Below are 22,166 nucleotides of genomic sequence, written 5' to 3' on the forward strand. Positions count from 1 at the left end.
GTCGGCTGCCGGGGTGGGGCGCGACCCTACGAGATTACCCCTCGACGGGTGACGGTCGGCTCCGCTCGGAGGCCGGCCCGACGGCCGTGACGGTCACGACGGCCTCGCCTCGCTCGTCGCTCGAGGCGAGGTCGACCACGGCCGAGATGCCGAAGTCGTGGTCGCCCTCGGGGTCGGCGAGGATCTGCCGCACCCGCCACACCGTGGGCAGTTGCTCGACCTGGAGCATCTGCGGCCCCCGGGCCGCGGCGTCCGTGCCGATGGAGTCGTACTCGTCGTAGTACCGGTCGAGGGCCTCGCCCCAGCGGTCGGCGTCCCAGCCCGAACCCGCGTCGAGGGCCCCGAGGGCGTCCGCGTCGTCGCGGGCGGCGAGTTCGACGCGACGGAACAGCTCGTTGCGCACCATGATGCGGAAGGCCCGCGCGTTGGCGGTGAGGTTGCGCAGCGTCGGGGGCACGATCTCGTCGTGGGCCTCGAGCTCGCTCGGGTTCACCATCTCTTCCCACTCGTCGAGCAGGCTGGAGTCGACCTGCCGGACGAGTTCGCCGAGCCACTCGATGACGTCGACCAGCTCGTCGGTCTTCGCCTCGTCCGGCACCGTCTGCCGCAACGCGCGGAAGGCGTCGGACAGGTAGCGCAGCACGAGCCCCTCGGAGCGGGCCAACCCGTAGAAGGCCACGAAGTCGCCGAACGTCATGGCGCGCTCGTACAGGTCGCGCACGACCGACTTGGGGCTGAGCGCGAAGTCGCCGATCCAGGGCTGCGAGGCCGCGTACGTCTCGAACAGGGCGGTCAGCAGCTCGTCGAGCGGCTTGGGCCAGGTGACCTCCTCGAGGAGTTCCATGCGCTGGTCGTACTCGATGCCCTCGGACTTCATCGCGGCCACGGCCTCGCCGCGGGCCTTGAACTGCTGCTGCGACAGGATCGGCCGGGGGTCGTCGAGGGTGGCCTCGACCACGGACACCATGTCGAGGGCGTAGGTGGGCGACTCGACGTCGAGCACCTCGAAGGTCGCCAGGGCGAAGGGCGACAACGGCTGGTTGAGGGCGAAGTTGGCCTGCAGGTCGACGGTCAGGCGGATGGTCGGAGCGCCTCCGTCGGGCGAGGCCTCTTGTACGACGACCTCGGCGGTGCGCAGCGTGCGGTAGATCGAGATGGCCTGCCGGGCCATGGCGTACTGCTTGGCGAGGGGCTCGTGGTTGTCGAAGACCAGCGAGCGCACGTTGGCGAAGACGTCGCCGCCGCGCCCGATGACGTTGAGCAGCATGGCGTGGGTGACCTGCATGTGCGAGGTCAGGGCCTCCGGCTCGGCGGCGATGAGCTTGGTGAAGCTGGGTTCGCCCCAGGACACGAAGCCGTCGGGCGCCTTCTTGCGGACGATCTTGCGCTTCTTCTTGGGGTCGTCGCCCGCCCGCTCGATCTGCTTGAGGTTGTCGATCTCGTGCTCGGGCGCCTGGAGCGTGACCGTGCCCGAGGTGTCGTAGCCCGCGCGACCGGCCCGCCCGGCGATCTGGTGGAACTCTCGCGCGCTGACCTGGCGCATGCGGGTGCCGTCGAACTTGGTCAGCGCCGTCAGCAACACCGTGCGGATCGGCACGTTGATGCCGACGCCGAGCGTGTCCGTGCCGCAGATGACCCGCAGCAGACCGCGTTGCGCCAGTTGCTCGACGAGGCGACGGTACTTGGGCAGCATGCCCGCGTGGTGCACCCCGATGCCCGAGCGCACCAGGCGGTTGAGGGTCTTGCCGAACCCGGTGCTGAACCGGAAACCGCCGATCAGTTCGGCGATCTCGTCGCGCTGCTCGCGGCTGGCGACCTTGATGCTCGACAGCGCCTGCGCCCGCTCGAGCGCCGCGGCCTGGGAGAAGTGCACGACGTAGACGGGCGCCTCGCCGGTCGAGAGCAGTTCTTCGACCGTCTCCTGCACGGGCGTCTGCGCGTAGAAGTAGTGCAGCGGCACGGGACGCTCGACACCCGTGACCCGCGCCACGGGCCGACCGGTGCGCCGCGCGAGGTCGTCGGTGATGCGGGTGACGTCACCCAGCGTCGCCGACATCAGCAGGAACTGCGCACGCGGCAGCAGCAACAGCGGCACCTGCCAGGCCCAGCCGCGCGACTGGTCGCCGTAGAAGTGGAACTCGTCCATCACGACCTGGTCGACGGCGGCGTCGGCCCCGTGCCGCAGGGCCAGGTTCGCGAGGATCTCGGCCGTGCAGCAGATGATCGGCGCGTCGGAGTTCACCGACGAGTCACCGGTCACCATGCCGACGTTCTCGGGCCCGAAGAGCTCGACCAACGCGAAGAACTTCTCGCTGACCAGGGCCTTGATCGGGGCCGTGTAGTACGACCGCCCGCCCTGGCTCAGGGCGACGAAGTGGGCGCCGGCCGCGACGAGCGACTTGCCCGTGCCGGTCGGCGTGCTGAGGATCACCGACGCGCCTCCGACGAGCTCCATCATCGCTTCGTCCTGGGCCGGGTAGAGGGGCAGCCCCCGCGACTCGGCCCACTCGGCGAAGGCCGTGTACGCCGCGTCGGCGTCGTACGAGTCGGCGCCCGGCGTCGAGGGGAGCAGGGCGGCGAGGGGGGCGACGGGAGCGGGCGACATGATGAGTCAACCCTGCACCATCCACCGGTCCGAGGGCGACGACCACGGACGGGTCGTCCGGCCGCGGGAGCGCGACGACGCCCCCGCGGCCGGTCCCCCGCCTCGTGCCCTGAACCTCCACGAGGTGAGGGGGACTCAAGTAAATCACGAGGAGGCGCGACTCGCGACCCCGAGGACGCGCGGTCCGCGACGACCGCCGGGACGAGAAGAGGGCACGCCCCGGTCGACGAGCGGAGCTCGGACCAGGGCGTGCCCACCGGACCCACGGCCGAGGACCTCACGAAGTCGGATCAGGAGACCACGCTGCGTTCGTCGGCCGCTTGACGGGAACGGGCGCCCCGGTAACCAGCCGGTGAGCGCACTACACCGTACCTCGGACGATGCCCGAGGTGGTGGGTGACTTCCAGGTGATTGGAACACCTCGTAATCCGGATGAAACACCGGACGGCTAACGTCGCGATGAACCAACTGGTTCACATCTCTCGACGGGAGCCCCGATGACCCGCACCACGTCGCTCGACCCGGTCGAACGCTCGGCGTTCGCCGCCTTCCCCAGCGGGGTCGCCGCGCTCGCCGCCACCGGGGTCGACGGCCCGGACGGCATGGTCGTCTCGAGCTTCACGGTCGGGGCCTCGTTCGACCCGCCGATGGTGACGTTCTCCGCGCGTCAGGACTCGGCGACCTGGGCCCGCCTGCGCACGGCGCCGCGCCTCGGCGTCTCGGTGCTCGCCGCCGACCAGGGCCTGCTCTGTCGTCAGCTCTCGTCGCGCACGCGCGCCGCCCGGTTCGCCGACGTCGACCACGTCGTCACCGACGACGGGGCCGTCCTGGTGTCGGGCACCCCGCTGCGGCTCGAGTGCGTGGTGCACCGCGAGGTGCCCGCCGGCGACCACGTCGTGGTCATCCTGCAGGTGCTCGGCGCCCGGGTCGACGACACGGCGGCGCCGCTCGTCTACCACGGCACCGCCTTCCACTCGCTGCAGCCGATCGGCTGACGCGTCGACCGGCCCGACGGCTCAGGCGACGCGTCCCGGGCCGCCGAGGAGCCCGTCGACCTGGTCGACGGCGCCTTCGACGGCGGCCTCGTCGGCCGGGGACTCGCCGTTCAGCTCGACCTCCTCGGGGCTGTCGCCGTGCACGGCCGCCGGGTCGGTGCGCTCGTCGGCGTCGTGGTTCGCGGGGTTCGTGGGCGTGCTCATGGGGGCCTCTCTCGGGGGCCGACGGTCGACCCCGGTCACGCCGAAGCTACCCGGCACGTCCGACACGGCTCCCAGCGGATGCGGACCCCCGCCGCGCCTCCCGGGCGTCGGGAAGGAGTCGGCCCGACCACCCGGGTCCGACCACGGAGGCCCGCCGGCTAGTAGAAACGACGGAGGCGCGGAGCCCGATCCGCGCACCCCCAGACCCGCCGGGCGTCCGGCAGAAAGGGCCGACGATGTCGTCTCCCCGCACCCCCACCACCCGAGTCGCCGTCACCGGCGGCAGCGGCAAGCTCGGCCGCGCCGTCGTCCGCGACCTCGCCGAACACGGCTACGAGGTCGTCCTGCTCGACCGCGTCCCCAGCCCCGACCCCGTCGCGGGCGTCGTCTTCGTCAAGGTCGACCTGACCGACTACGGCCAGGTCGCCCAGGCGCTCACGAGCGTGGACGACCGGTACGACCACATCGACGCCGTCGTGCACCTCGGCGCCATCCCGGCCCCCGGCCTGGTGCCGAACGCCGCCCTCTTCACGAACAACGTGACGTCGAGCTACAACGTGTTCGCGGCCGCCCGTGCCGCGAAGATCCGCAACGTCGTCTGGGCCTCGAGCGAGACCCTGCTCGGCATCCCGTTCGACATCGATCCGCCGTACCTGCCGCTCGACGAGGAGTACGCCGTGCGCCCCGAGTCCTCGTACTCGCTGGGCAAGGCCGTCGAGGAGGAGATGGCGCGGCACTTCACGCGCTGGGACCGTCAGCTCAAGCTGATCGGCCTGCGCTTCTCGAACGTGATGGACGACGGCGACTACTCGGAGTACCCCTTCGACGAGACCCCCGAGAAGCGCACCTTCAACCTGTTCTCGTACATCGACGCCCGCGACGGCGCCCAGGCCGTGCGCAAGGCGCTCGAGAGCGACCTCGTCGGCTTCGAGGCGTTCATCATCGCCGCGTCCGACACCGTGATGAACACGCCGACGGCCGTGCTCGCCGAGCAGTACTGGCCGCAGGTCGAGAAGCGTCGGGCGATCGAGGGCGTCGAGCCGCTGCTCAGCAGCGACAAGGCCCGCGACCTGCTCGGCTTCGTGCCCGAGTACTCGTGGCGCGAGTGGGGCGAGCGCACGGGCAACCACCGCGGCTGACGCCCCCTCCGCGCACCGACGACCCGCGCCTCCTGATCCGACGGACCAGGAGGCGCGGGTCGCGTCACGGGGCGCGCCTCACCCCTCGAGCACGACCGTCGCCTCGAGCGGCAGCTCGGCGACGGACGACCCGACGTGCACCGTGAAGGCGCCCGGCTCGTGGGCCCAGGACCCGTCGCGCCAGTCGGCGAACGCCCGGGCCGGGACGGTGACCTCGACACGGCTCGTCCCCCCGGCCGGCAGCACGACGGGCGCGAACCCGACGAGCCACCGCACCGGACGGTCGACCACGGAGTCGGGGCGCGAGGCGTAGACCTGGACCACGTGCTTGCCCTCGCGGGCGCCGGTGTTGGTGACGTCGACGGCCACCTGCACCGCGCCTCCTGCGCTCACCGTCGAGGTCGCGTCGAGGCCCGAGAGCGACCAGGTCGTGTAGCCGAGGCCGTGCCCGAACGGGTAGGCCGGGGTCGTGCCGGCCTTCAGCCAGGCACGGTAGCCGACGTGGATGCCCTCGTCGTAGACGACCTCGCCGTCGACGGGGGTGACGTCGATCACGGGCACGTCCGCCTGCGTGGCGGGCCACGTCGTGGGCAGGCGGCCGCCGGGCTCGACGGCACCGGTGAGGACGTCGCCGAACGCGTGGCCGTACTCCTGACCACCGAACCAGGTGAGGAACAGGGCGTCGACCTCGTCACGCCACGGCATCGTGACCGGCGACCCCGCGTTGACGACCACGACGGTCGTCGCGGCGGCCGCCGCCACGCGCGAGACGAGCTCGTCCTGGCGTCCGGGCAGGTCGAGCGAGGTGCGGTCGAAGCCCTCGGACTCGACCTTGCTGTTCGTGCCCACCACGACGATCGTCAGGTCGGCGGCCGCCGCGGCCGCGACGGCCTCGTCGATCAGCCCGGACGGGTCGGCGTCGTCGGGCTCGATGCCGAAGGTGTAGCTCAGGGCTCCGCCGAGTGCGCTCGCCCCGATGGTGTGGTCGATGACGACGTCGATCGGTCGCCCCTCGACGACCGTCACGGCCGCCGACTGCGACGGCGGTGCGAGGAACGCCGCGCCGAGGTCGTCGCCGACGGCCTCGCTCGTGCCGTCGAGCACGACCTCGCCGTCGACGCGGATGACCGAGTGGCCGACCGAGGCCACGCCGAGCAGGATCTCACCCGTGACCTCCGGCGTGTAGCGGGTCGAGAATCGCACCGTGTCGCTGCGCTCGATGGGGGCGTCGCCACCGAACCAGACGAGCGCGGTGGCCCGACGGTCCTCCGAGAACAGCTCGTCGTCGCCCGAGCGGAACGACACCCGGACGCCGGGTTCGCCCGTCTCGGGATTGATGATGCGGTCGAGGGGCAGCTCGGCCACGCCCTCTTGCACGACGGCGCCGACGGAGTAGCTCACGGTGGCCTCGGGGAAGGCCTGCTCGATGCCCTCGACGGGCGTGACGACCTTCTCGGGCAGCACGGTGGCGCTGCCACCGCCCTGGGTCCGCGCGAACCGCGCGTTGTGGCCGACGACGGCGACGGACCGGACGGTCGCGGGGTCGACCGGCACCGCGCCTCCCCGGTCGTGGGCCAGGACGGTGCCGGCGGCCGCGGCCTCGCGGACGAAGGCGATGCCGTCCTCGACCGTTGTCGGCGTCGCGGCGACCGGCTCGAAGCCTTCGAGGGCTCCGACGCGGGCGGCGAGCTGCAACAGGCGCAGCACCTTGCGGTCGATCGAGGCCTCCGGCACCTCTCCCGCCCGCACGGCGGCGACGAGGGCGTCGCCCCAGGGACCGTCCGGGCCGGGCATCACGAGGTCTTGCGAGTGCTTCGCGCTCTCGACGCTCCGCACGCCGGTCCAGTCGCTGACCACGACGCCGTCGAAGCCCCACTCGCTGTTCAGCGGCGTCTCGAGCAGCTCGTTCTCGGTCGCGGTCACGCCGTTGATCGAGTTGTACGACGACATGACCAGCCAGGCGTGCGCCTCGGTGACGGCCTTCTCGAACGCCAGCAGGTAGAGCTCGCGCAGGGCCCGGTCGCTCACCACGGTGCTCGCGGTGAAGCGGTCCGTCTCGTAGTCGTTGGCGACGTAGTGCTTGGGGGTCGCACCGACGCCGTTGTCCTGCACGCCGTGGACGTACGCGGCGGCGAGCTCGGCGGTGAGCACCGGGTCCTCGCTGAACGCCTCGAAGTGCCGACCGCCGAGGGGCGACCGGTGCAGGTTGATGGTCGGGCCGAGCACGACGTCGACGCCCTTGCGGCGGGCCTCGACGGCGGCCGCGGCACCGTAACGACGGGCCAGGTCGGGGTCCCAGGACGACGACAACGAGGAGGCGCTGGGCAGGTTCAGGGACGGCGAGCGTTCGTCCCACACCTCGCCGCGCACCCCGCTGGGGCCGTCGCTGACCAGGATGCGCCGCAGGCCGATCTTCTCGTTCGGGTGGGTCGTCCAGAAGTCGCGGCCGGTGAGCAGCTGCACCTTCTCGTCGAGCGTGAGTCGCCCGAGCAACTCGCTCAGTCGGGCCTGGTCGTCTCGGATCTGGTCGTCGGCCGCGTCGCCGTCGTGGTGGAGGGTCATGACGTGACGCTACCAGCGAAAACCGAGTGACGGTGGGTTTCGGGCCCGACCGCCGACGGTCGCGCTAGCCTGACCGCATGGCACAACGGGGTTCGTACGCGAAGGGTGTGGCCAAGCGCACGGAGATCCTCGACACGGCGCTCGAGGTGGTCTCCCGCAACGGCTTCCGGGGCACGTCGGTCCGGGAGCTCGCCGACTCGGTCGGCCTCAGCCAGGCCGGGCTGCTGCACTACTTCGACAGCAAGGACGAGCTGTTCACGGCCATCCTGCGTCGACGCGACGAGGTCGACCTCGCCCTCGCCGACCCGCAGGCGGACATCGTCGAGCAGTTGATCACCGTCATCCGGCACAACGCCGACGTGCCCGGGCTGGTCCAGCTGTTCGCCAGCATGTCGACGGCCGCGACGAGCGACCCGAGCCATGCCGCCCACGCGTACTTCGTCGAGCGCTACGCGTCGATCCGCGCCCAGGTCGCCGAGGCGATCACCGCCCGACAGCGACGGGGCGAGGTGCCGGCGGGCGTCGACCCCACCCGCCTCGCGACCGTCCTGCTCGCGGTCAGCGACGGCATGCAGATCCAGTGGATGCTCGACCCCGCCACCGACATGGCCGAGCACGTCGAGCTCGTCTGGCGCCTCGCGCTGGCGACGGTCACGACGCCCGCCTGACCCCGTCCGGCCGGCGCCCGGCACGTCTTCCGAGCCCGGGACGGGACACGCCCGTCCGGCTCAGGCCCTCAGCATGCCCGTCGTCACCAGTTCGCGGACCTGCGGCAGCACTTCCGCCCGCAGAGCGGCTTCGTCGGCCCCGAGCAGCTGGGCCAGGGCGCCGACGATCGCCCCGACGCTGAGCTCGCCGTCGCAGGCACCGACCAGGGCCGACAGGGCCGTGCCCGAGTCGACCGTGCGGGCGAAGCCGCCGCCCTGCCGCAACGAGATGACCGTGGGGTCGTCGTTGCCCGGCCAGTAGTGGCGCTCCTCGGTGACGTCGCCCGCGACGACCAGCCGACGCGCGGCCAGCTGCTCGTCGTCGAGGTCGCGCAGCAGGTCGATCGCGTCGAGCGTGCCGAGCAGGTGGGCACCGAGTCCCACGTCGTTCTGGCCGAGACCGCCGAGGAGGCGCTCCGTGCGCACCACGGGCAGGCTCGCGTCGCCCGCGGGCCGACGCACCGTCAGGTAGCCGAACCCGACCTCGACGACCCCCCGGGCCTCGAAGTCGCCGAGCCACGCCTCGTACAGGCGCTCGAAGTCGGCGGAACCGGGTCGGGTGCCGCCGTCGCGGATCCAGGTCTCGGAGTACGCGGTCGGGTCCTGCACCTCGCGCTCGACGACCCAGACGTCGACGGGCACGCCACCCCGGGCCGCCCAGTCGGCCACCGAGTACGCGCCCTTCTTGCCGGCGACCGCACCCGCGCCTCCGGACTCCCAGTTGCCCAGCAGCTGTGCGACGCCGCCCGGCGCGAGGTGGCGCCCGAGGCCCTCGACGACCGAGGCGACGAGGTCGTCGCCGACCATGCCGCCGTCGCGGTACTCGTACTCGGGCACGCCCTCGGCCCGGGGCGTGATGACGAAGGGCGGATTCGAGACGATGTGGTCGAAGGTCTCGCCGGCGACGGGCTCGAACAGGCTGCCCAGCCTCAGCTCGATGCCGTCGACCAGGTTGAGCGCGGCGTTGAACGCGGCGTAGTCGAGGGCGCGCTGCGAGATGTCGGTGGCCACGACGTGTCGCGCGTGCCGGGCCGCGTGCAGCGCCTGGATGCCGCAGCCGGTGCCGAGGTCGAGCGCCCGGTCGACCTGGCGCGAGATCATCAGGCCGGCGAGCGTCGCCGAGGCTCCCCCGACGCCCAGCACGTGGTCCTCGCGCAGCGCCCCCTCGACGACGAGCTCGCCGAGGTCGGAGGCGATCCACCAGCTCGCCTCGCCCGAGGCGTCGACGAAGGCGTACGGACGGAGGTCGACGAGCGCACGGACCGAGTCGCCCTCCCTCGCCACGAGCCCGAGGGCGACCGCGCCCTCGGCACCCAGGGTCGGCAGGGCACCGGCCACCGCCTCGACGGCCTGCGGGTAGCCGAGCACGAAGAGCGACGCGAGGGTGGCGGCCGGACGCACGGACTCGTCGCGAGCCGCGCTGCGGGCGAGGGCACGACGGGCCGCGACCCGCTCGCCGCGGAAGAGTGCGGCCCCGGCGTGCGAGCCCCACGCGTCGGCACCCTGCAGCCGCTCGACCGTGAACCCGGACGACGCCAGGTCGGCCCTCAGCCGCGCGAGCAGCTCGGGATCGGTCGAGAGGTGGGGCGTCGGGGCATCGGTCGGGGTCGTCGGAGGCACCCGACCATCATGGTGCAGGAGGCGCGACACCGGTCGCCCCGGACGCCACGGAGCCCCCGCCGCGGACGACGGGGGCTCCGCCCGACACGGGGCCGGTGGACGCGGAACGGCTCAGCTGGTGAACACCACGTCGTCGTAGTCGAACGACGGGGACATCTGGAAGACGATCTGGTCGGCGTCGGCCACCGAGAACACGATGCGGTACGAGATGGACTGGCCGGCCGGGACGACCGTCGTGGGCGAGCTCTCGATGTCGGAGTCGTAGACCTTGCTGGCCTCGACGCCGCCCGAGGTGGCCGTCTCGTAGGGCATCGGGTCGAAGTTGACGTCGGTGCCGTTCTCGATCGTCACGGTGAAGACCACGGAGGCCGCCTGGTCGGCGCCGCTCGAGTACTCGCCGGGCGTGTACGCCTCGGGGGCCGAGACGGTCAGGGCGATGCCGTCGTCGTAGGTGAAGGTGTCGCCGAAGGCGTTGTTCTCGGCCGAGGCGTCGCCGTCGGCCGTCCCGGTGTCACCCGAGTCGATCGAGCCGCTCGTGGGCAGGGATTCGTTGATGGCCTGGACCGAGGCGAGCCCGACGATGACACCGAAGATCACGACGGCGATGCCGATCAGGACGCCCAGCCCCGACACGATCGTGCCGATCAGGGCGAGCATGCGCGCACCCTTCTTCTTCACGAGCGCGATGATGCCGAGCACGAGGCCGACGATCGCAGGGATCACGCCGAACCCGACGATCGACAGCAGCAGTCCGACGCCGCCGACGACGATCGAGGCGATGCCCAGGCCGTTGCCGCCCTGCGGCGACTGCGGGGCCTGACCGTAGGCGGGAGCGCCGGTCGGGGCGCCACCGTAGGGCTGCTGCTGGCCACCGTAGGGCTGCTGCGGCTGTCCGCCGTAGGGCTGCTGCGGCTGTCCGCCGTAGGGCTGCTGCGGGGCTCCGTAGGCGGGCTGGGGAGCACTCGGCGGGGGCGTCGTGCCGTAGGCCGGCTGCGGGGGCTGGGGTGCCGACGGCGGAGGCGTCTGGTCGCCGCGTCCGTTCTCGTCGCGAGGGTCACGGGGCTCGTCGGACGAGCCGTAGGGCGGCTGCGGAGTGCTCATCAGGCAAGCATGTCGTGATCTCGACGTCCCCGAGGGTCGAACAGGCTGCGCGACCGGTTTTCGTTACCGATCTGTCGTAATTGATTCACCCTCCGCAACCTCTCGGCGGTCATGCGCCGAATCGGGGTGGTCAGGCCGGCAGCACCGAGATCTCGAACTCGCCGTACATGTGGGCGGCGTCGCGTAGGTGGCGCAGCGCCTCCTCGGCCTCGGATCGGGAGTGGTACGGCCCCCGGGCCGGCGCGCCGGGCAGGGCGCGGGCGTACGAGTACTGCAGGTACCAGACCGGGTGGTCGTGTTCGTCGTGCTGCACGATGCTGACTGCGAGTGACATGCCCGGATGCTACGACCGCCCTCGGCCCGCCGCACCCGCTCACAGCAGATCCATCAGGTCGCTCGGGCCGACGACGGCGGCGGCATGAGGAAGGCCCGGGTCGTGATCGACCCGGGCCTGATGTGGTGGAGCTAAGGGGATTCGAACCCCTGACCTTCTCATTGCGAACGAGACGCGCTACCAACTGCGCCATAGCCCCAGAAACTGCTCTGCCACGATAGCACCTCGTCGACACCCGGATGAACCCGGGCCGGATGCTCCGCGGGTCAGACGGCGCGGCGACGCTGCAGGGCCTCGTCGAGCGAGAAGTCCGACTGCGGCAGGTCGTCGATGATGCCCATGCGGGCGAAGCGACTCGGGGGGCGAGGGGGCGCGACCGGCTCGACCCGCGCCTCCTCGGCGGGGACGGCGGGAGCCGCGACGGGTGCAGGAGGCGCGGTGCGGGCCACCGACGCCCGTCGCGTCGACTGCAGCGCGGCCTCGGCCCGCGCGGCCTCGCGCAGGGCGTCGTGCTGGGCCGACCGGAGGGACTCGACCGAGCGACGGGAGTCCCGCTGCAGCTCGGCCGCCGCGGCGTCGGCCGCTGCGGCGTCCACCGACGCGTCGGGGACGGGGCGCTGGCGGCCGCGCCGCAGGTAGAGGGGCTTCGGGACGGGCACGGGGGTCCACAGGCGCGACTCGGCCGAGGCCTGCTCGTCGCGGATGACGACGCCGTCCCCCATGACGCCGGAGAAGTCCTTGAGCGGCTGCGCGACGGGGGCGACGACCGCCCGGCGGGCGCGCGCCCGCGACACGGCGGCGAGCTGGGTCAGCATCGCGACCGCGCCGGCACCGAAGAGGAGGCCGGCGACGACGAGCACCCACGACGACGTCAGGCCCGCGGCGACGCCGCCGACGACGGCGACGACGCTGACGGCGAGCACCACGGTCGAGACCAGGCGTGAGCGCCGGAGCCGACGGGCGGCGAGGGCCGGGTCGCGGTCGGCGGCACGCAACACGGGGGCGGCCGCGGCGAGCTCACGGGTGACGGCACGCTGCCGCGCCGCCTCGTGCGCACGCCTCAGGGCCTCGCGCCGCGCCTCCTCGTGTCGCAGGATCTTCTGCGCGTCGGCGACCGAGCGGGCGTTCGCCTCGATGCGCACCTCGTCGGGGACCTCGGCCGTCTGGGCGAGGATGCGCAGGGTCTGCTGCAGCCGCACGGCGTTGCGTTCGGTCGCGAGGTACTCCCGTCGGCGCTGCCAGGTGGGCACGAGGTAGACGAGCCAGAGCGCGGCGACGAGAGCGAGGACGACGCCTCCACCCCACGACTCGATGTTCATGGTGACCAAGGTATGAGCGGGCGGGCCCCGGAGGCCGCTGATCGACAGGTGTGTCCGCGTGTCGCGGCACGGATGTGCCTCGCGACCCGACGAGCGCCCCCGGGGGCGGAGTCGCTAGAGCGGCAGCGCGCGCCCCGCCTCGGCGAGGGCGTCGGCGGGCACGCTGCCCTGCCCGACCGGCACGGTGCCCGTGGTCCAGCGACGCAGGACGCCTTCGGGGACCTCTTCGGCGACCAGCGCGAAGCAGAAGTGGTCGCGCCACGAACCGTTGATGTGGATGTACCGCCGCCGCAGACCCTCGTAGCGGAAGCCCAGCTTCTCGACGACGCGCAGGCTGGGGGCGTTCTCGGGCCGGATGCAGATCTCCATGCGGTGGAGCCCCAGTGCCCGGAAGCAGTGGTCGGTCGCGAGTGCCACCGCGATCGGCGTCGCGTTGTGGCCCGCCGCGGCCTGGGTCACCCAGTAGCCGATGGTGGCCGAACCGAGCGAGCCGTAGGCGATGCCCGAGACGTTCAGCTGGCCGACGAACCGGCCGTCGAGCTCGATCGCGAACGGCAGACCGAGCCCGGCCCGGGCGTTCGTCTGCAACGAGCGGATGCTGCCGCGCACGTCGTGGCTGGTGAAGCCGTTCGGGTTGGTGGCCTCCCACTGCCGCAGCCACGACCGGTTCTCCATCAGGGCCTGGTCGAGGTCGCGGGTGTCACGGAGACGGAGGGGGCGGATGGTCACCGCCCCCTCCGTCAGCGTGGGGATGTTCGTCACGGAACGAGTCGCCTGCTTACTTCTCGAGCCCGGCGGTGAACTCTTGCAGCCACGGGCGCAGCTCGCCACCGATGTCCTCGCGGTCGGACGCGAGCTGGACGATGGCCTTGATGTAGTCGAGCTTGTCGCCGGTGTCGTACCGACGGCCACGGAAGACGACGCCGTACACGCCGCCGGTCCACTCTTCGGCACCGGCCATCTTCATGAGGGCGTCGGTCAGCTGGATCTCGCCACCCTTGCCCGGCTCCTGCTTCTCGAGGACGTCGAAGACCTCGGGGCGGATGACGTAGCGGCCGATGATGGCCAGGTTCGAGGGCGACTCGCCCTGGGCCGGCTTCTCGACGAGGCCGGTGACCTTGACGACGTCCTCCTCGTCGGTCTTCTCGACCGTGGCGATGCCGTAGAGGTGGGTCTGCGAGGGGTCGACCTCGAGGAGGGCGATGACGGTGGCGTTCTTCTGCCCCTGCACCTCGACCATGCGCGTCAGCAGCGGGTCGCGTGCGTCGATGATGTCGTCACCGAGCAGCACGGCGAACGGCTCGCGACCGACGTGCATCTTGGCGCGGAGCACCGCGTGGCCGAGGCCGAGCGGGTCGCCCTGGCGCACGTAGTGCATGTCGGCGAGGTCGGTCGACTGGTTGACCTTGGCGAGCTTGTCGTGGTCGCCCTTCTTCTTCAGCGTCTCCTCGAGCTCGCTGACGTGGTCGAAGTGGTTCTCGAGCGCGTTCTTGTTGCGTCCCGTGATCATCAGCACGTCGGTGAGGCCGGCGTTGACGGCCTCCTCGACGACGTACTGGATCGCCGGCTTGTCGACGACCGGCAGCATCTCCTTCGGCATTGCTTTCGTGGCGGGCAGGAATCGTGTCCCCAGGCCCGCGGCGGGAATGACTGCTTTAGAAATCGTGAAGCCCATGCGGGTCAGCGTATCCATCCCCGACGTTTCGCGGAGGTTAATAGTCGGACGGTTAAGCTCGTCGTCATGACTGACGACGTCGGCAACGCCAAACGCGCCCTGCGAGCCGAGATCCGCCAGAAGCGTCGCACCCTGGGTGCGCACGAGAGGGACCAGGCCACCGAGGGCATCACGCGGCACCTCACCGACCTCGCGACGGGCCTGTCGGTGCGCTCGATCGCGGCCTACCTGTCGACCGACGTCGAGCCGAACACGCGTCCGTTCCTGAACTGGGCCTTCGCGAACGACGTCCGCGTGCTGTTCCCGATCACGCGGGCCGACGGCCTGCTCGACTGGGCGGTGGGCGACGGCGAGAGCGAGACCCGGGGCCTCTTCGACCTGCCCGAGCCCGTCGGCGAGGTGCTCAGCCCGATGGCGGTCAACGACGTCGACCTGATCGTCGTGCCCGCGGCGTCCATCGACCACGGCGGCATGCGCATGGGCTGGGGCCGGGGCTACTTCGACAAGACCCTCGGCTCCATGGAGCGTCGCCCGCCCGTCTATGCTGTGGTGTTCGACCCCGAGTACGTCGAGTCGGTGCCCCGAGAGCGGCACGACCAACCCGTCGACGGCGTCGTCACCCCCTCCGGCATCCACGAGTTCTAGACTCGCCTTCCTTCAGGAGCGCCTCCGTGCCCACCTACTCCTACCGCTGCACCGAGTGCGACAACGCCTTCGACATCGTCCAGTCGTTCACCGACGACACGCTGACGGTCTGCCCGGTCTGCCAGGGCAAGCTCCGCAAGGTGTTCAGCCCCGTCGGCGTGACCTTCAACGGATCGGGCTTCTACCGCACCGACTCGCGTTCGAAGGGCACGTCGGGCTCGGGCTCGTCGGGCGGCTCCGGCGAGAAGGGATCGTCGTCCGGCTCGTCCGACAAGAGCTCAGGAGGCGCGAGCGGCTCGTCCTCGTCGGGCGCCTCGGGCAGCGGGTCGGGTTCGTCCTCGTCCGGCAGCGGCTCGTCGGGCTCCGGCTCGTCCGGCTCCGGCTCGTCGGGCTCGAGCTCGTCCGGTTCGAGCTCGTCGGGCGGTTCGTCCAGCTCGTCCTGACCGGCCGCGGCGACCGACGGGGCCACCCGAGCGCGCCTCCGTGGTTTGCTTGACGTCGAGAATCTCATCTCGTCCGATCAGAAGGAGTCGCCCGTGAAGGGTTTCAAAGAGTTCATCCTGCGCGGCAACGTCATCGACCTCGCCGTCGCGGTCGTCATCGGTGCGGCCTTCACCGCCATCGTGACGTCGCTCGTGACCAACGTGTTCAACCCGCTGATCGGGGCCGCGTTCAACGCGACCATGCTCGACGAGGCGCTCATCGTCACGATCCCGACGCTCGCCGGCGGCGAGGCCCAGCTGAAGTTCGGCGCCGTCATCGGGTCCGCGATCCAGTTCTTGATCATCGCGGCCGTCGTCTACTTCGTGCTCGTGCTGCCGGTCAACAACCTGCTCAAGCGCACCTTCGCCAAGCAGAAGGCGGAGGAGACCCCCGCCGACGTCCCGCCGACCGACGTCGAACTGCTCAGCGAGATCCGCGACCTGCTGCGTGCGCAGGCCGCACCCGCCGTTGGCGGCGGTTCCCACGCCGCGCCCGTGCTCGAGTCGCGCGACCCCCACAGCGAGAACGGTCCGCTCGGCAGCCGCTGACGCTCCGGCGGCTCCCCCGGGCAACGACCGCCCGTGAACCACGAATGCGACGATGAACCCCCCGGAATCGGGGTTCATCGTCGCATTCGTGGTTCATGCTGACGTCGGGCGTGCGTCGCCGCCCGAGGCCGACTCAGCCCCAGTGCGGCGGGACGTCGGCACGCAGTCGCTGGTCGTTCTCGCTCGACCCCTGCCGAGCGAGTTCGGGCGCGGGCGTGGGGTCGCTGCCCGGCACCGGGTCGGTGCTGACGCGACGCCCGGACCGCCGACGCACCACCAGGGGGCTCGGCTCGGCCGCCTCGAGGGCGTGAGGGGCGTCGCCCTCGGACGCCGCGCCTCCTGCGGTCATCGACGGTTGACGTGCTGGCTGGCCGACAGGGCCGGCACCTCGTGCGTGTGCGAGTCACCGATGCCGAGCACCTCGGCGACGCGCTCGGCGACGGCGTCGGGATCGGTGAAGAGCTGGAACGCGTGCACGCGGATGTAGTGCCAGCCGAGCCGCCGCAGCACCTCGGGACGCGAGCGCAGCGACTCGCGCAGGCTGGTGCGCGAGAGCGTCGTGTCGGTCTCGATCGTGACGCAGACGCCGTCGTGGGCGGCGACGAGACCGAGCTTGCCCCGGTGCCCGAGCGCGACGGGGATGCCCTTGACCTCGAGCCGGCGAGCCAGGTCGACGAGCATGGGCTCGCTGTCGTCGGGCACGTGCTCGGCCGACGTCCTGGCCTGCACCTCGGTGAGGATCTCGCTGAGCGCGACCGTTCCGTGGCCCATGCGACTCGAGTCGATGTCACCCGGCTGGAAGCAGGTGACGATGACCATCGAACGACGCGCACGCGTCATGGCCACGGCCAGCAGGCGCTCGCCACCCGGCTGGCCGAGCGGCCCGAAGTCGCTGAGCACGCGGCCGTGCGGGGTGCGGCCGTAGCCGATCGAGAACACGACGTGGTCGCGGCTCTGCGCGACGCTCTGCTCGAGGGTGGCGATCATGAACGGCTCGCTGCGGTCGCCCACGACGAACTCGGTCAGGTCCTTGTGCCCCGAGACGGCGGTCAGCACGGCCTGCTGGACGCGGATGGCGTGCTTGGCCGACGCCGTCAACACCATGAGCGACTCGCTCGGGCGCGTGCGGGCGTGTTCGAGGACGAGGGACACGACGCGGTCGACCTCGGCGTCGACGCTCTCGACGGCGCCGGACTCGGGATCGGGGACGGCGGTGCCGCCCGAGACGTAGTCGAGCGCGATGCTGCCGTGGCCGAGGAAGCTGCCCGCCCAGGGGAGGGACTCGATGCGACCGCCGTAGAAACGACGGTTGACGAGTTCGGCGAGGTCTTCTCCGCCGGCACGGTAGCTGCGCGTGAGGGAGAGCGTGGGCAGCAGGGTCGCGAGGCGCGCCAGGGCGCTCTCGGAGTGCGACGCGGCCAGGGCCTCTTCGTCCGCGTCGACGGGCGGCTTGCCCGGCACGACGCCGATGTCGAACTCGGAGGGGGTCTGGGTCACGGGGTCGCCGAACGCGACCGTCTGCTTGCCCCGACGGATAGCCCCGACGTTCTCGGCCAGGGTCGTGGCCCCGGCGTCGACGAGCACGACCGTGTCGAACGGCACGGTGTCGGCGATGGTGTGGACCTCGTACGGCGACGCGACCCAGACGGGAGCGATGGCGCGCGACAGGTGCGGGGCCGCGTCGTGCAGCAGGCGAGCGGTCAGGTGGCCCTGACGCAGCAGACCCTTGAGCGCCGACGCCTCGTCGGGCCAGTCCACCAACCCGATCTTCCAGTTCTCGGCCAGGAGCCACGCGAGCAACTGGGCGCTGCCCGCGGCGTGGGCCTCGTCGACGAGGCGGAAGTCGGCCTCGAGTCGGTCGAGCATCGCGGTGTTGGCGCCGAGCAGGGCCCGGTCGGCCTCGAGCAGCGACTCCAGCGCCGAGCGCCACCAGGCGAGCTCGAGTTCGGCCGCGACCTGGTGCTCAGGCACGTGGCGGTTGGCCAGGTCGGTGATCAGCGGGGTCAGTTCGAGGTCGCGCAGGGTCGTCATGAGCTCGGTGCGCTCTTGGAGGTTCTGCAGGACGTCGCTCTCGGCGGCGAGGGCCTCGAGTCGTTGCTGCAACTCGACGATGCCGATCTCGGTGAGCCCGTCGTCACCCGTCAGGCCGAGGGGGCCGTCGAGCCGCTCGAGGTCTTGCGACACCTGCTGGTGCAGCACGTGCGCGTCGGCGATGCCCGTCGGCACCTCGGGCGGGGTGCCCGCCGACACGTAGCGCTGCCAGACGACGCGTTGCTGCTGGATGCGCTGCAGCGCACCGTGCAGGTCGGCGATGTGGACGCCGGGTCGCACGTACTCGCGGGCGAGCTTCTTGAGCCGACGGCGGTTGGCGCTCGACATGTCGGGTGCCTCGCGCTTCGGCGCCGTCGCGGCGACGAGCTCGGCGACCGAGCGGTCGAACACGACGGGCATGAACTTGTCGAGGGTGTCGCGGATCTCGGTGAGCAGGCGCAGGTAGACGCCGAGCTCGGCGACGCTCTCGAACGGGCGCATGCGCGTGCTGCCGATCACCTCTTCGGCGCGCTCGAGCAGACGCGGCAGGTCACGGTGGTGGAGGTTCTTGGCGAGCTGGTGGGCGTCACCGGCCCCGACGCTCTCGGTGAAGCGCGCGCCGTACCAGGGCGAGTCGCCCGGGCCGTACTTGAACTCGCCCAGGTTGGCAGCACCGACCATCGTCTCGGCGACGCGGCCACGACCGTCGACCATGGCGGCGATGCTGCGTCGGCTGAGGCGGGCGGTGGTCGCCGGGGCCGCGGGCAGCAGGGCCAGCCGCGAGAGCTCGGTGAGGCAGTCGAGCACCGAGACGCCGAGCTCGGGGTCCCGGCGGCTGAGGGCGCCGCGGTAGTCGACGAGCACCTTGCGGAGGCGCACGAGGGCGTCGTCGACCTCACCCATCTGCGGGTGGGTTGCCTTCTCGTTGCGGGAGATCGACCGGATCACGTCACGACGCAGCGTGGTCGGGCTGACGGCGACGCCCGGCAGGCCGACCTCGGCGAGACGGCTGGTGATGCCGCGCAGGGTCGCCCGGCGGGCGCTGACCACGAGGACGCGCTTGTTCTGCGACACCAGACGACCCACGGCGTTGACGATGGTCTGCGTGCCACCGGTGCCCGGCAGGGTCTTGACGACGACCGAGTTGCCGGCGGCGATCTGGGCCACGACGTTCTCTTGCTCGGGATCGGCGTCGAGCAGCAGGGTGTCGGTCTCGGGGCTGCGCTCGTCCTGGGGCGTGGCGGTGGTCGGGCGGTAGGCCTCTTCGACCTGACGGATGGCCATCGGGTTGCCGGCGAGCGCGTCGAGCACCGGGTGCCCCAGCTCGCGGGCGTCGAGGGCCATCTCGGTCGAGACCTCGGTGAAGGTCGAGACGACCAGGCGGGGCTGCACCGTGAACCACTCGAGGTGGGCGGTCAGCCCACGGAGCCGGTCGATGACCGGGTTGGGCGTGAACGACCCCTCTCGGCTGGCGAGGGAGACGAAGGACTCGGCGTCGAGCGTGATGCCGAACTGGTCGTGCAGCGCGTCGACCAACGCCGGATTGAGGAAGGGCTCGCCGAGCAGCTTGACCTCGAAGTCACGCCCGTGGCGACGGATCGCCAACGGCCGCAGCAACACGGGCGCCCGGAAGTCTTCTCCGGCGAAGGACCAGGCGGCGACGCCGATGGCCAGGTGGACGGCGTCGATGCCGCGGACCGTGCTCAGCTCGAGCCCCTTGGCGGCGATCTCACCGGCCGCGGCACGGGCCGTGCGCAGGGCGAGGTCGTCGCGGATCAGGCTGGAGAGCAGGGTCGTCTTGCCCGTGATGAACTGCGCGAGGCCACCGGGGTGGGTCGTGCTCAGCTCGATGCGGGACCGCTGCGAGTCGCCGAAGTGCAGCAGCGTGGAGGGGCCGCCCACCCGGCGGAGGGACTCGCGCCAGGTGTTCCAGACGGGCTCGGCCACGTTGCCCAGGGACTGCCCCGGGTGCCCGAGGCTGACGGCGTGGGGTGTGATCACGCCCGTGGGCGCGCCGGTCGGGACGGCGACGGAGTCGTTCTCGTCGTCGTCGTTGTCATGCTGTCTGTCGGCTCGCCACACCCTGACACCTTAAGCGGTCCGCCCCGACAACTCCCGGAGGACGGGCGGTTCCGCCGCGAGTCGCCGAGGGGCACCACCCCGGCGCCGGCGGACGCATCGGCGACACCTGATGCCCACCGACGGTCGTGTTACACCATCCGTCAACATGCGCGACATGATCGGTTACGTGAGTTGTCGTCATAACCGTGCGCTCGTACGTCACCGTACAGTACGGTCATCACGGGGGCTATTCAATGAGCCGACACGACACCGTGTCTCGACACCAGGAGCGCACATGCCTTTCGAACAGAAGTACAGCGACGAGACGCGAGAGAAGTCGCTCGCCCGGGTGCTCGAGCGTCGCGAGGCCGAGCCGGGCAACCGGTCGATCATCCGCGAGACGGCATCCGAGTTCGAGGTCGGCGAGCAGTCCCTGCGCGGTTGGATCCGAGCCCACGAGCGGGCGACCGCCCCCACGCCGGCACCCGACGACGCGGTCGAGAGGGAACTCGACGTCACCTCGGACGACGACGAGCCCGCCCCGTCGACCACCGCGGCCCCGCGCCGAGGTCGCCCCCCGGGCTCGGGATCGGCCGCCACGGCCGAACGCGTCGCCGAGCTCGAGGCGGAGGTCGCCAAGCTGCGCCGCGACCGCGAGGCCCTGAAGGGCGCCATGGCGGTCCTGCTGGCCGACTGACCTAGCACCCGAGACCCGAGGCCACCGCCCGGGACGACGAGAGCGCCCGACCCCGCGACTGCCATCCGGGGTCGGGCGCTCTCGTGTGCTCGGCGCGCGACCGAGACGGACCGGTGCGGCCGCCCGGTCTCGGAGGGGGGACGAGACTCGCGGGCGGCCGCACCGACTCACACAGTGTGACAGTTGGAATGTCACATGTCAAGTGGTCGCCGGATGGCCGACCCGCGGGAGGCGCCACCCGATTCCGCGACGCGCGTGGCCTCCCGCCCGGGGTGCGGCCCTATGCTGTCGCCACGCAGAGCGCGTGCACCACTTCGTGCAAGGGGACCCCCATGGCAGGCACCTTCGTCGTCACCCAGGACGCCTCGGGCGAGTACCGCTTCGCCCTCACCACCGGCAGCGGCGTGGTCATCGCCTCCTCCGAGGGCCATCGCCAGAAGGGCGCGGCGATGAACGCGATCGACGACCTGCGTCGAACCGCCGTCGACGCGGTGGTCGACGACCGGACGACCGTGCCCGAACCGGGTCACGCCGACTGACGGACCGCACCCCGGCGACCCCGGGCGCGACTCAGTCGGGGCGGTCGCCGGTGGCGACGGGTCGCGACGGGTCGTTCGACCAGGCGCTCCACGACCCGGCGAAGAGCACGGGGTCGAACCCGGCGATCGTCGCGGCCAGGGCGTTGTGGGCCGCCGTGATGCCCGACCCGCAGTAGACGGCCACCGGCGTCGCCGGAGTGACCCCCGCCTCCTCGAACCGGGTCCGCAGCCCGGCGGCGTCGACGAAGCGGCCCGACGGGTCGAGGTTGCCCGCCGTGGGCAGGTTGACGGCACCCGGGACGTGACCGGCCCGCGGGTCGACCGGTTCGACGTCGCCGCGGTAGCGCTCGGCGGCCCGGCTGTCGACCAGCACGCCCGTGGTGGGCCACGAGGCCGCCGCGTCGGCGTCGATCACGGGCCACGGATCGTCGCCGAGGGTGACGTCGCCGGGCACCACGTCGGCATCGCCCTGTTCGACGGGCAGGCCCGCGTCGGTCCAGGCCGCGAGCCCGCCGTCGAGCAGACGCACGTCGGCGACGCCCGAGGCCCGCAACAGCCACCACGCGCGGGCCGCGGACTGCCCGCCGAGGTCGTCGTACACGACGACGGCGTCCCCGTCGCGGAGTCCCCAGCGCCGGGCGGCGGCCTGCAGGTCGGCCCGGTCGGGCAGCGGATGACGCCCCTCGACGGGTTCACCGTGCCGGGCGAGCTCGGAGTCGAGGTCGACGTAGACGGCGCCGGGCAGGTGCCCCTCGCGGAAGGCGGGACGGCCGTCCGGCCGGTCGAGCCGCCACCGGACGTCGAGCAGGCGCACGACTCCCCCGCCCGTCAGGGTGGCGTCGAGCTCGGCGGCGGTCACGAGGGGATGGCTCATGCCGACGAGGCTAACCGGCGTCCCACA

Annotated in this window: 20 protein-coding genes and 1 tRNA gene; 8 read left to right on the plus strand and 13 right to left on the minus strand. The window is 71.8% G+C overall.

All coding sequences use genetic code 11. The features are described 5' to 3' along the window. Positions 1-34: 34 nt before the first annotated feature. Positions 35-2,605, minus strand: a complete 2,571-nt coding sequence (locus HQQ78_RS10215; protein WP_082460602.1) for an RNA helicase — start codon at positions 2,603-2,605, stop codon at positions 35-37. A 497-nt stretch (positions 2,606-3,102) separates the two neighbouring features. Here HQQ78_RS10215 and HQQ78_RS10220 point away from each other — a divergent pair, with 497 nt between their 5' ends. After that, a complete protein-coding gene (locus tag HQQ78_RS10220) occupies positions 3,103-3,600 on the plus strand; it encodes a flavin reductase family protein (RefSeq protein WP_159827263.1) in 498 nt (165 codons plus the stop codon). Positions 3,601-3,621: 21 nt separating this feature from the next. Here the strand turns inward: HQQ78_RS10220 and HQQ78_RS10225 are convergent, their stop codons facing one another. Next, complete coding sequence (locus HQQ78_RS10225; RefSeq protein ID WP_056048970.1) at positions 3,622-3,804, minus strand: hypothetical protein; 183 nt, start codon at positions 3,802-3,804, stop codon at positions 3,622-3,624. A 236-nt stretch (positions 3,805-4,040) separates the two neighbouring features. On the opposite strand from HQQ78_RS10225, the gene HQQ78_RS10230 reads away from it, so the two are divergent. Beyond that, a complete protein-coding gene (locus HQQ78_RS10230) occupies positions 4,041-4,943 on the plus strand; it encodes an NAD(P)-dependent oxidoreductase (protein ID WP_173152976.1) in 903 nt (300 codons plus the stop codon). A 78-nt stretch (positions 4,944-5,021) separates the two neighbouring features. Here the strand turns inward: HQQ78_RS10230 and HQQ78_RS10235 are convergent, their stop codons facing one another. Further along, positions 5,022-7,505, minus strand: a complete 2,484-nt coding sequence (locus tag HQQ78_RS10235; protein ID WP_173152979.1) for a beta-glucosidase — start codon at positions 7,503-7,505, stop codon at positions 5,022-5,024. A 77-nt stretch (positions 7,506-7,582) separates the two neighbouring features. Here HQQ78_RS10235 and HQQ78_RS10240 point away from each other — a divergent pair, with 77 nt between their 5' ends. Further along, positions 7,583-8,173, plus strand: a complete 591-nt coding sequence (locus HQQ78_RS10240; protein ID WP_173152982.1) for a TetR/AcrR family transcriptional regulator — start codon at positions 7,583-7,585, stop codon at positions 8,171-8,173. A gap of 60 nt (positions 8,174-8,233) precedes the next feature. Here HQQ78_RS10240 and HQQ78_RS10245 read toward each other — a convergent pair whose 3' ends face one another. From HQQ78_RS10245 to galU, 7 genes are all read right to left on the minus strand, one after another. Further along, positions 8,234-9,832 (minus strand): methyltransferase, encoded by a 1,599-nt coding sequence (locus HQQ78_RS10245; protein ID WP_173152985.1) that lies wholly within the window; start codon positions 9,830-9,832, stop codon positions 8,234-8,236. Positions 9,833-9,943: 111 nt separating this feature from the next. Next, on the minus strand, positions 9,944-10,933 hold the full coding sequence (locus HQQ78_RS10250) for a DUF4190 domain-containing protein (protein ID WP_173152988.1): 990 nt from the start codon (positions 10,931-10,933) through the stop codon (positions 9,944-9,946). A gap of 130 nt (positions 10,934-11,063) precedes the next feature. Further along, on the minus strand, positions 11,064-11,267 hold the full coding sequence (locus HQQ78_RS10255) for a hypothetical protein (protein WP_056048981.1): 204 nt from the start codon (positions 11,265-11,267) through the stop codon (positions 11,064-11,066). Between the two features lie 123 nt (positions 11,268-11,390). Then, positions 11,391-11,466, minus strand: a tRNA-Ala gene (locus HQQ78_RS10260). Positions 11,467-11,533: 67 nt separating this feature from the next. Then, positions 11,534-12,586 carry a hypothetical protein gene (locus HQQ78_RS10265; protein ID WP_173152991.1) on the minus strand — a complete coding sequence of 351 codons (1,053 nt, stop codon included), beginning with the start codon at positions 12,584-12,586 and terminating at the stop codon, positions 11,534-11,536. Between the two features lie 114 nt (positions 12,587-12,700). After that, the gene (locus HQQ78_RS10270) at positions 12,701-13,348 is read right to left on the minus strand and encodes a GNAT family N-acetyltransferase (protein ID WP_056048986.1); all 648 of its coding nucleotides are present in this window, start codon (positions 13,346-13,348) and stop codon (positions 12,701-12,703) included. Between the two features lie 16 nt (positions 13,349-13,364). Then, positions 13,365-14,279: a UTP--glucose-1-phosphate uridylyltransferase GalU gene (gene galU / locus HQQ78_RS10275; protein WP_371740471.1), complete on the minus strand. Its 915-nt coding sequence runs from the start codon at positions 14,277-14,279 to the stop codon at positions 13,365-13,367. Between the two features lie 48 nt (positions 14,280-14,327). Between galU and HQQ78_RS10280 the strand changes: the two genes are divergently transcribed. The 3 genes from HQQ78_RS10280 to mscL all read left to right on the plus strand — a co-directional run bounded on the left by HQQ78_RS10280 (position 14,328) and on the right by mscL (position 15,937). Beyond that, entirely contained in the window at positions 14,328-14,906 is a 579-nt protein-coding gene (locus HQQ78_RS10280; RefSeq protein ID WP_056048994.1) for a 5-formyltetrahydrofolate cyclo-ligase, read from the plus strand. Between the two features lie 26 nt (positions 14,907-14,932). Then, the gene (locus tag HQQ78_RS10285) at positions 14,933-15,349 is read left to right on the plus strand and encodes an FmdB family zinc ribbon protein (RefSeq protein ID WP_082460604.1); all 417 of its coding nucleotides are present in this window, start codon (positions 14,933-14,935) and stop codon (positions 15,347-15,349) included. A gap of 93 nt (positions 15,350-15,442) precedes the next feature. Next, on the plus strand, positions 15,443-15,937 hold the full coding sequence (gene mscL / locus HQQ78_RS10290) for a large conductance mechanosensitive channel protein MscL (protein WP_056049319.1): 495 nt from the start codon (positions 15,443-15,445) through the stop codon (positions 15,935-15,937). Between the two features lie 133 nt (positions 15,938-16,070). Here the strand turns inward: mscL and HQQ78_RS10295 are convergent, their stop codons facing one another. Then, positions 16,071-16,286 carry a hypothetical protein gene (locus HQQ78_RS10295; RefSeq protein ID WP_173152994.1) on the minus strand — a complete coding sequence of 72 codons (216 nt, stop codon included), beginning with the start codon at positions 16,284-16,286 and terminating at the stop codon, positions 16,071-16,073. After that, positions 16,283-20,050, minus strand: a complete 3,768-nt coding sequence (locus HQQ78_RS10300) for an ATP-binding protein (RefSeq protein WP_173152997.1) — start codon at positions 20,048-20,050, stop codon at positions 16,283-16,285. Before HQQ78_RS10300 ends, HQQ78_RS10295 begins: the two co-directional genes overlap by 4 nt. A 274-nt stretch (positions 20,051-20,324) precedes the next feature. Here HQQ78_RS10300 and HQQ78_RS10305 point away from each other — a divergent pair, with 274 nt between their 5' ends. Together HQQ78_RS10305 and HQQ78_RS10310 are read left to right on the plus strand one after the other, a co-directional pair. After that, positions 20,325-20,726: a hypothetical protein gene (locus HQQ78_RS10305; protein WP_056049005.1), complete on the plus strand. Its 402-nt coding sequence runs from the start codon at positions 20,325-20,327 to the stop codon at positions 20,724-20,726. 332 nt (positions 20,727-21,058) lie between these two features. Then, entirely contained in the window at positions 21,059-21,265 is a 207-nt protein-coding gene (locus HQQ78_RS10310; protein WP_173153000.1) for a DUF1508 domain-containing protein, read from the plus strand. Between the two features lie 31 nt (positions 21,266-21,296). On the opposite strand, the gene HQQ78_RS10315 is transcribed toward HQQ78_RS10310, so the two are convergent. Beyond that, complete coding sequence (locus HQQ78_RS10315; RefSeq protein WP_173153003.1) at positions 21,297-22,139, minus strand: sulfurtransferase; 843 nt, start codon at positions 22,137-22,139, stop codon at positions 21,297-21,299. Positions 22,140-22,166: the final 27 nt, after the last annotated feature.

The sequence above is a fragment of the Frigoribacterium sp. VKM Ac-2859 genome (assembly GCF_013204925.1).
Taxonomy (GTDB): Bacteria; Actinomycetota; Actinomycetes; order Actinomycetales; family Microbacteriaceae; genus Frigoribacterium.

Bases quoted from the DNA above. Each gene is read 5' to 3' on its own strand.
- HQQ78_RS10225 (WP_056048970.1), bottom strand. From the start codon at position 3,804: ATGAGCACGCCCACGAACCCCGCGAACCACGACGCCGACGAGCGCACC.
- galU (WP_371740471.1), bottom strand. From the start codon at position 14,279: ATGGATACGCTGACCCGCATGGGCTTCACGATTTCTAAAGCAGTCATT.
- HQQ78_RS10240 (WP_173152982.1), top strand. From the start codon at position 7,583: ATGGCACAACGGGGTTCGTACGCGAAGGGTGTGGCCAAGCGCACGGAG.
- HQQ78_RS10220 (WP_159827263.1), top strand. From the start codon at position 3,103: ATGACCCGCACCACGTCGCTCGACCCGGTCGAACGCTCGGCGTTCGCC.
- HQQ78_RS10235 (WP_173152979.1), bottom strand. From the start codon at position 7,505: ATGACCCTCCACCACGACGGCGACGCGGCCGACGACCAGATCCGAGAC.
- HQQ78_RS10305 (WP_056049005.1), top strand. From the start codon at position 20,325: ATGCCTTTCGAACAGAAGTACAGCGACGAGACGCGAGAGAAGTCGCTC.
- HQQ78_RS10255 (WP_056048981.1), bottom strand. From the start codon at position 11,267: ATGTCACTCGCAGTCAGCATCGTGCAGCACGACGAACACGACCACCCG.
- HQQ78_RS10250 (WP_173152988.1), bottom strand. From the start codon at position 10,933: ATGAGCACTCCGCAGCCGCCCTACGGCTCGTCCGACGAGCCCCGTGAC.
- HQQ78_RS10230 (WP_173152976.1), top strand. From the start codon at position 4,041: ATGTCGTCTCCCCGCACCCCCACCACCCGAGTCGCCGTCACCGGCGGC.
- HQQ78_RS10280 (WP_056048994.1), top strand. From the start codon at position 14,328: ATGACTGACGACGTCGGCAACGCCAAACGCGCCCTGCGAGCCGAGATC.
- HQQ78_RS10315 (WP_173153003.1), bottom strand. From the start codon at position 22,139: ATGAGCCATCCCCTCGTGACCGCCGCCGAGCTCGACGCCACCCTGACG.
- HQQ78_RS10265 (WP_173152991.1), bottom strand. From the start codon at position 12,586: ATGAACATCGAGTCGTGGGGTGGAGGCGTCGTCCTCGCTCTCGTCGCC.
- HQQ78_RS10310 (WP_173153000.1), top strand. From the start codon at position 21,059: ATGGCAGGCACCTTCGTCGTCACCCAGGACGCCTCGGGCGAGTACCGC.
- HQQ78_RS10215 (WP_082460602.1), bottom strand. From the start codon at position 2,605: ATGTCGCCCGCTCCCGTCGCCCCCCTCGCCGCCCTGCTCCCCTCGACG.
- HQQ78_RS10295 (WP_173152994.1), bottom strand. From the start codon at position 16,286: ATGACCGCAGGAGGCGCGGCGTCCGAGGGCGACGCCCCTCACGCCCTC.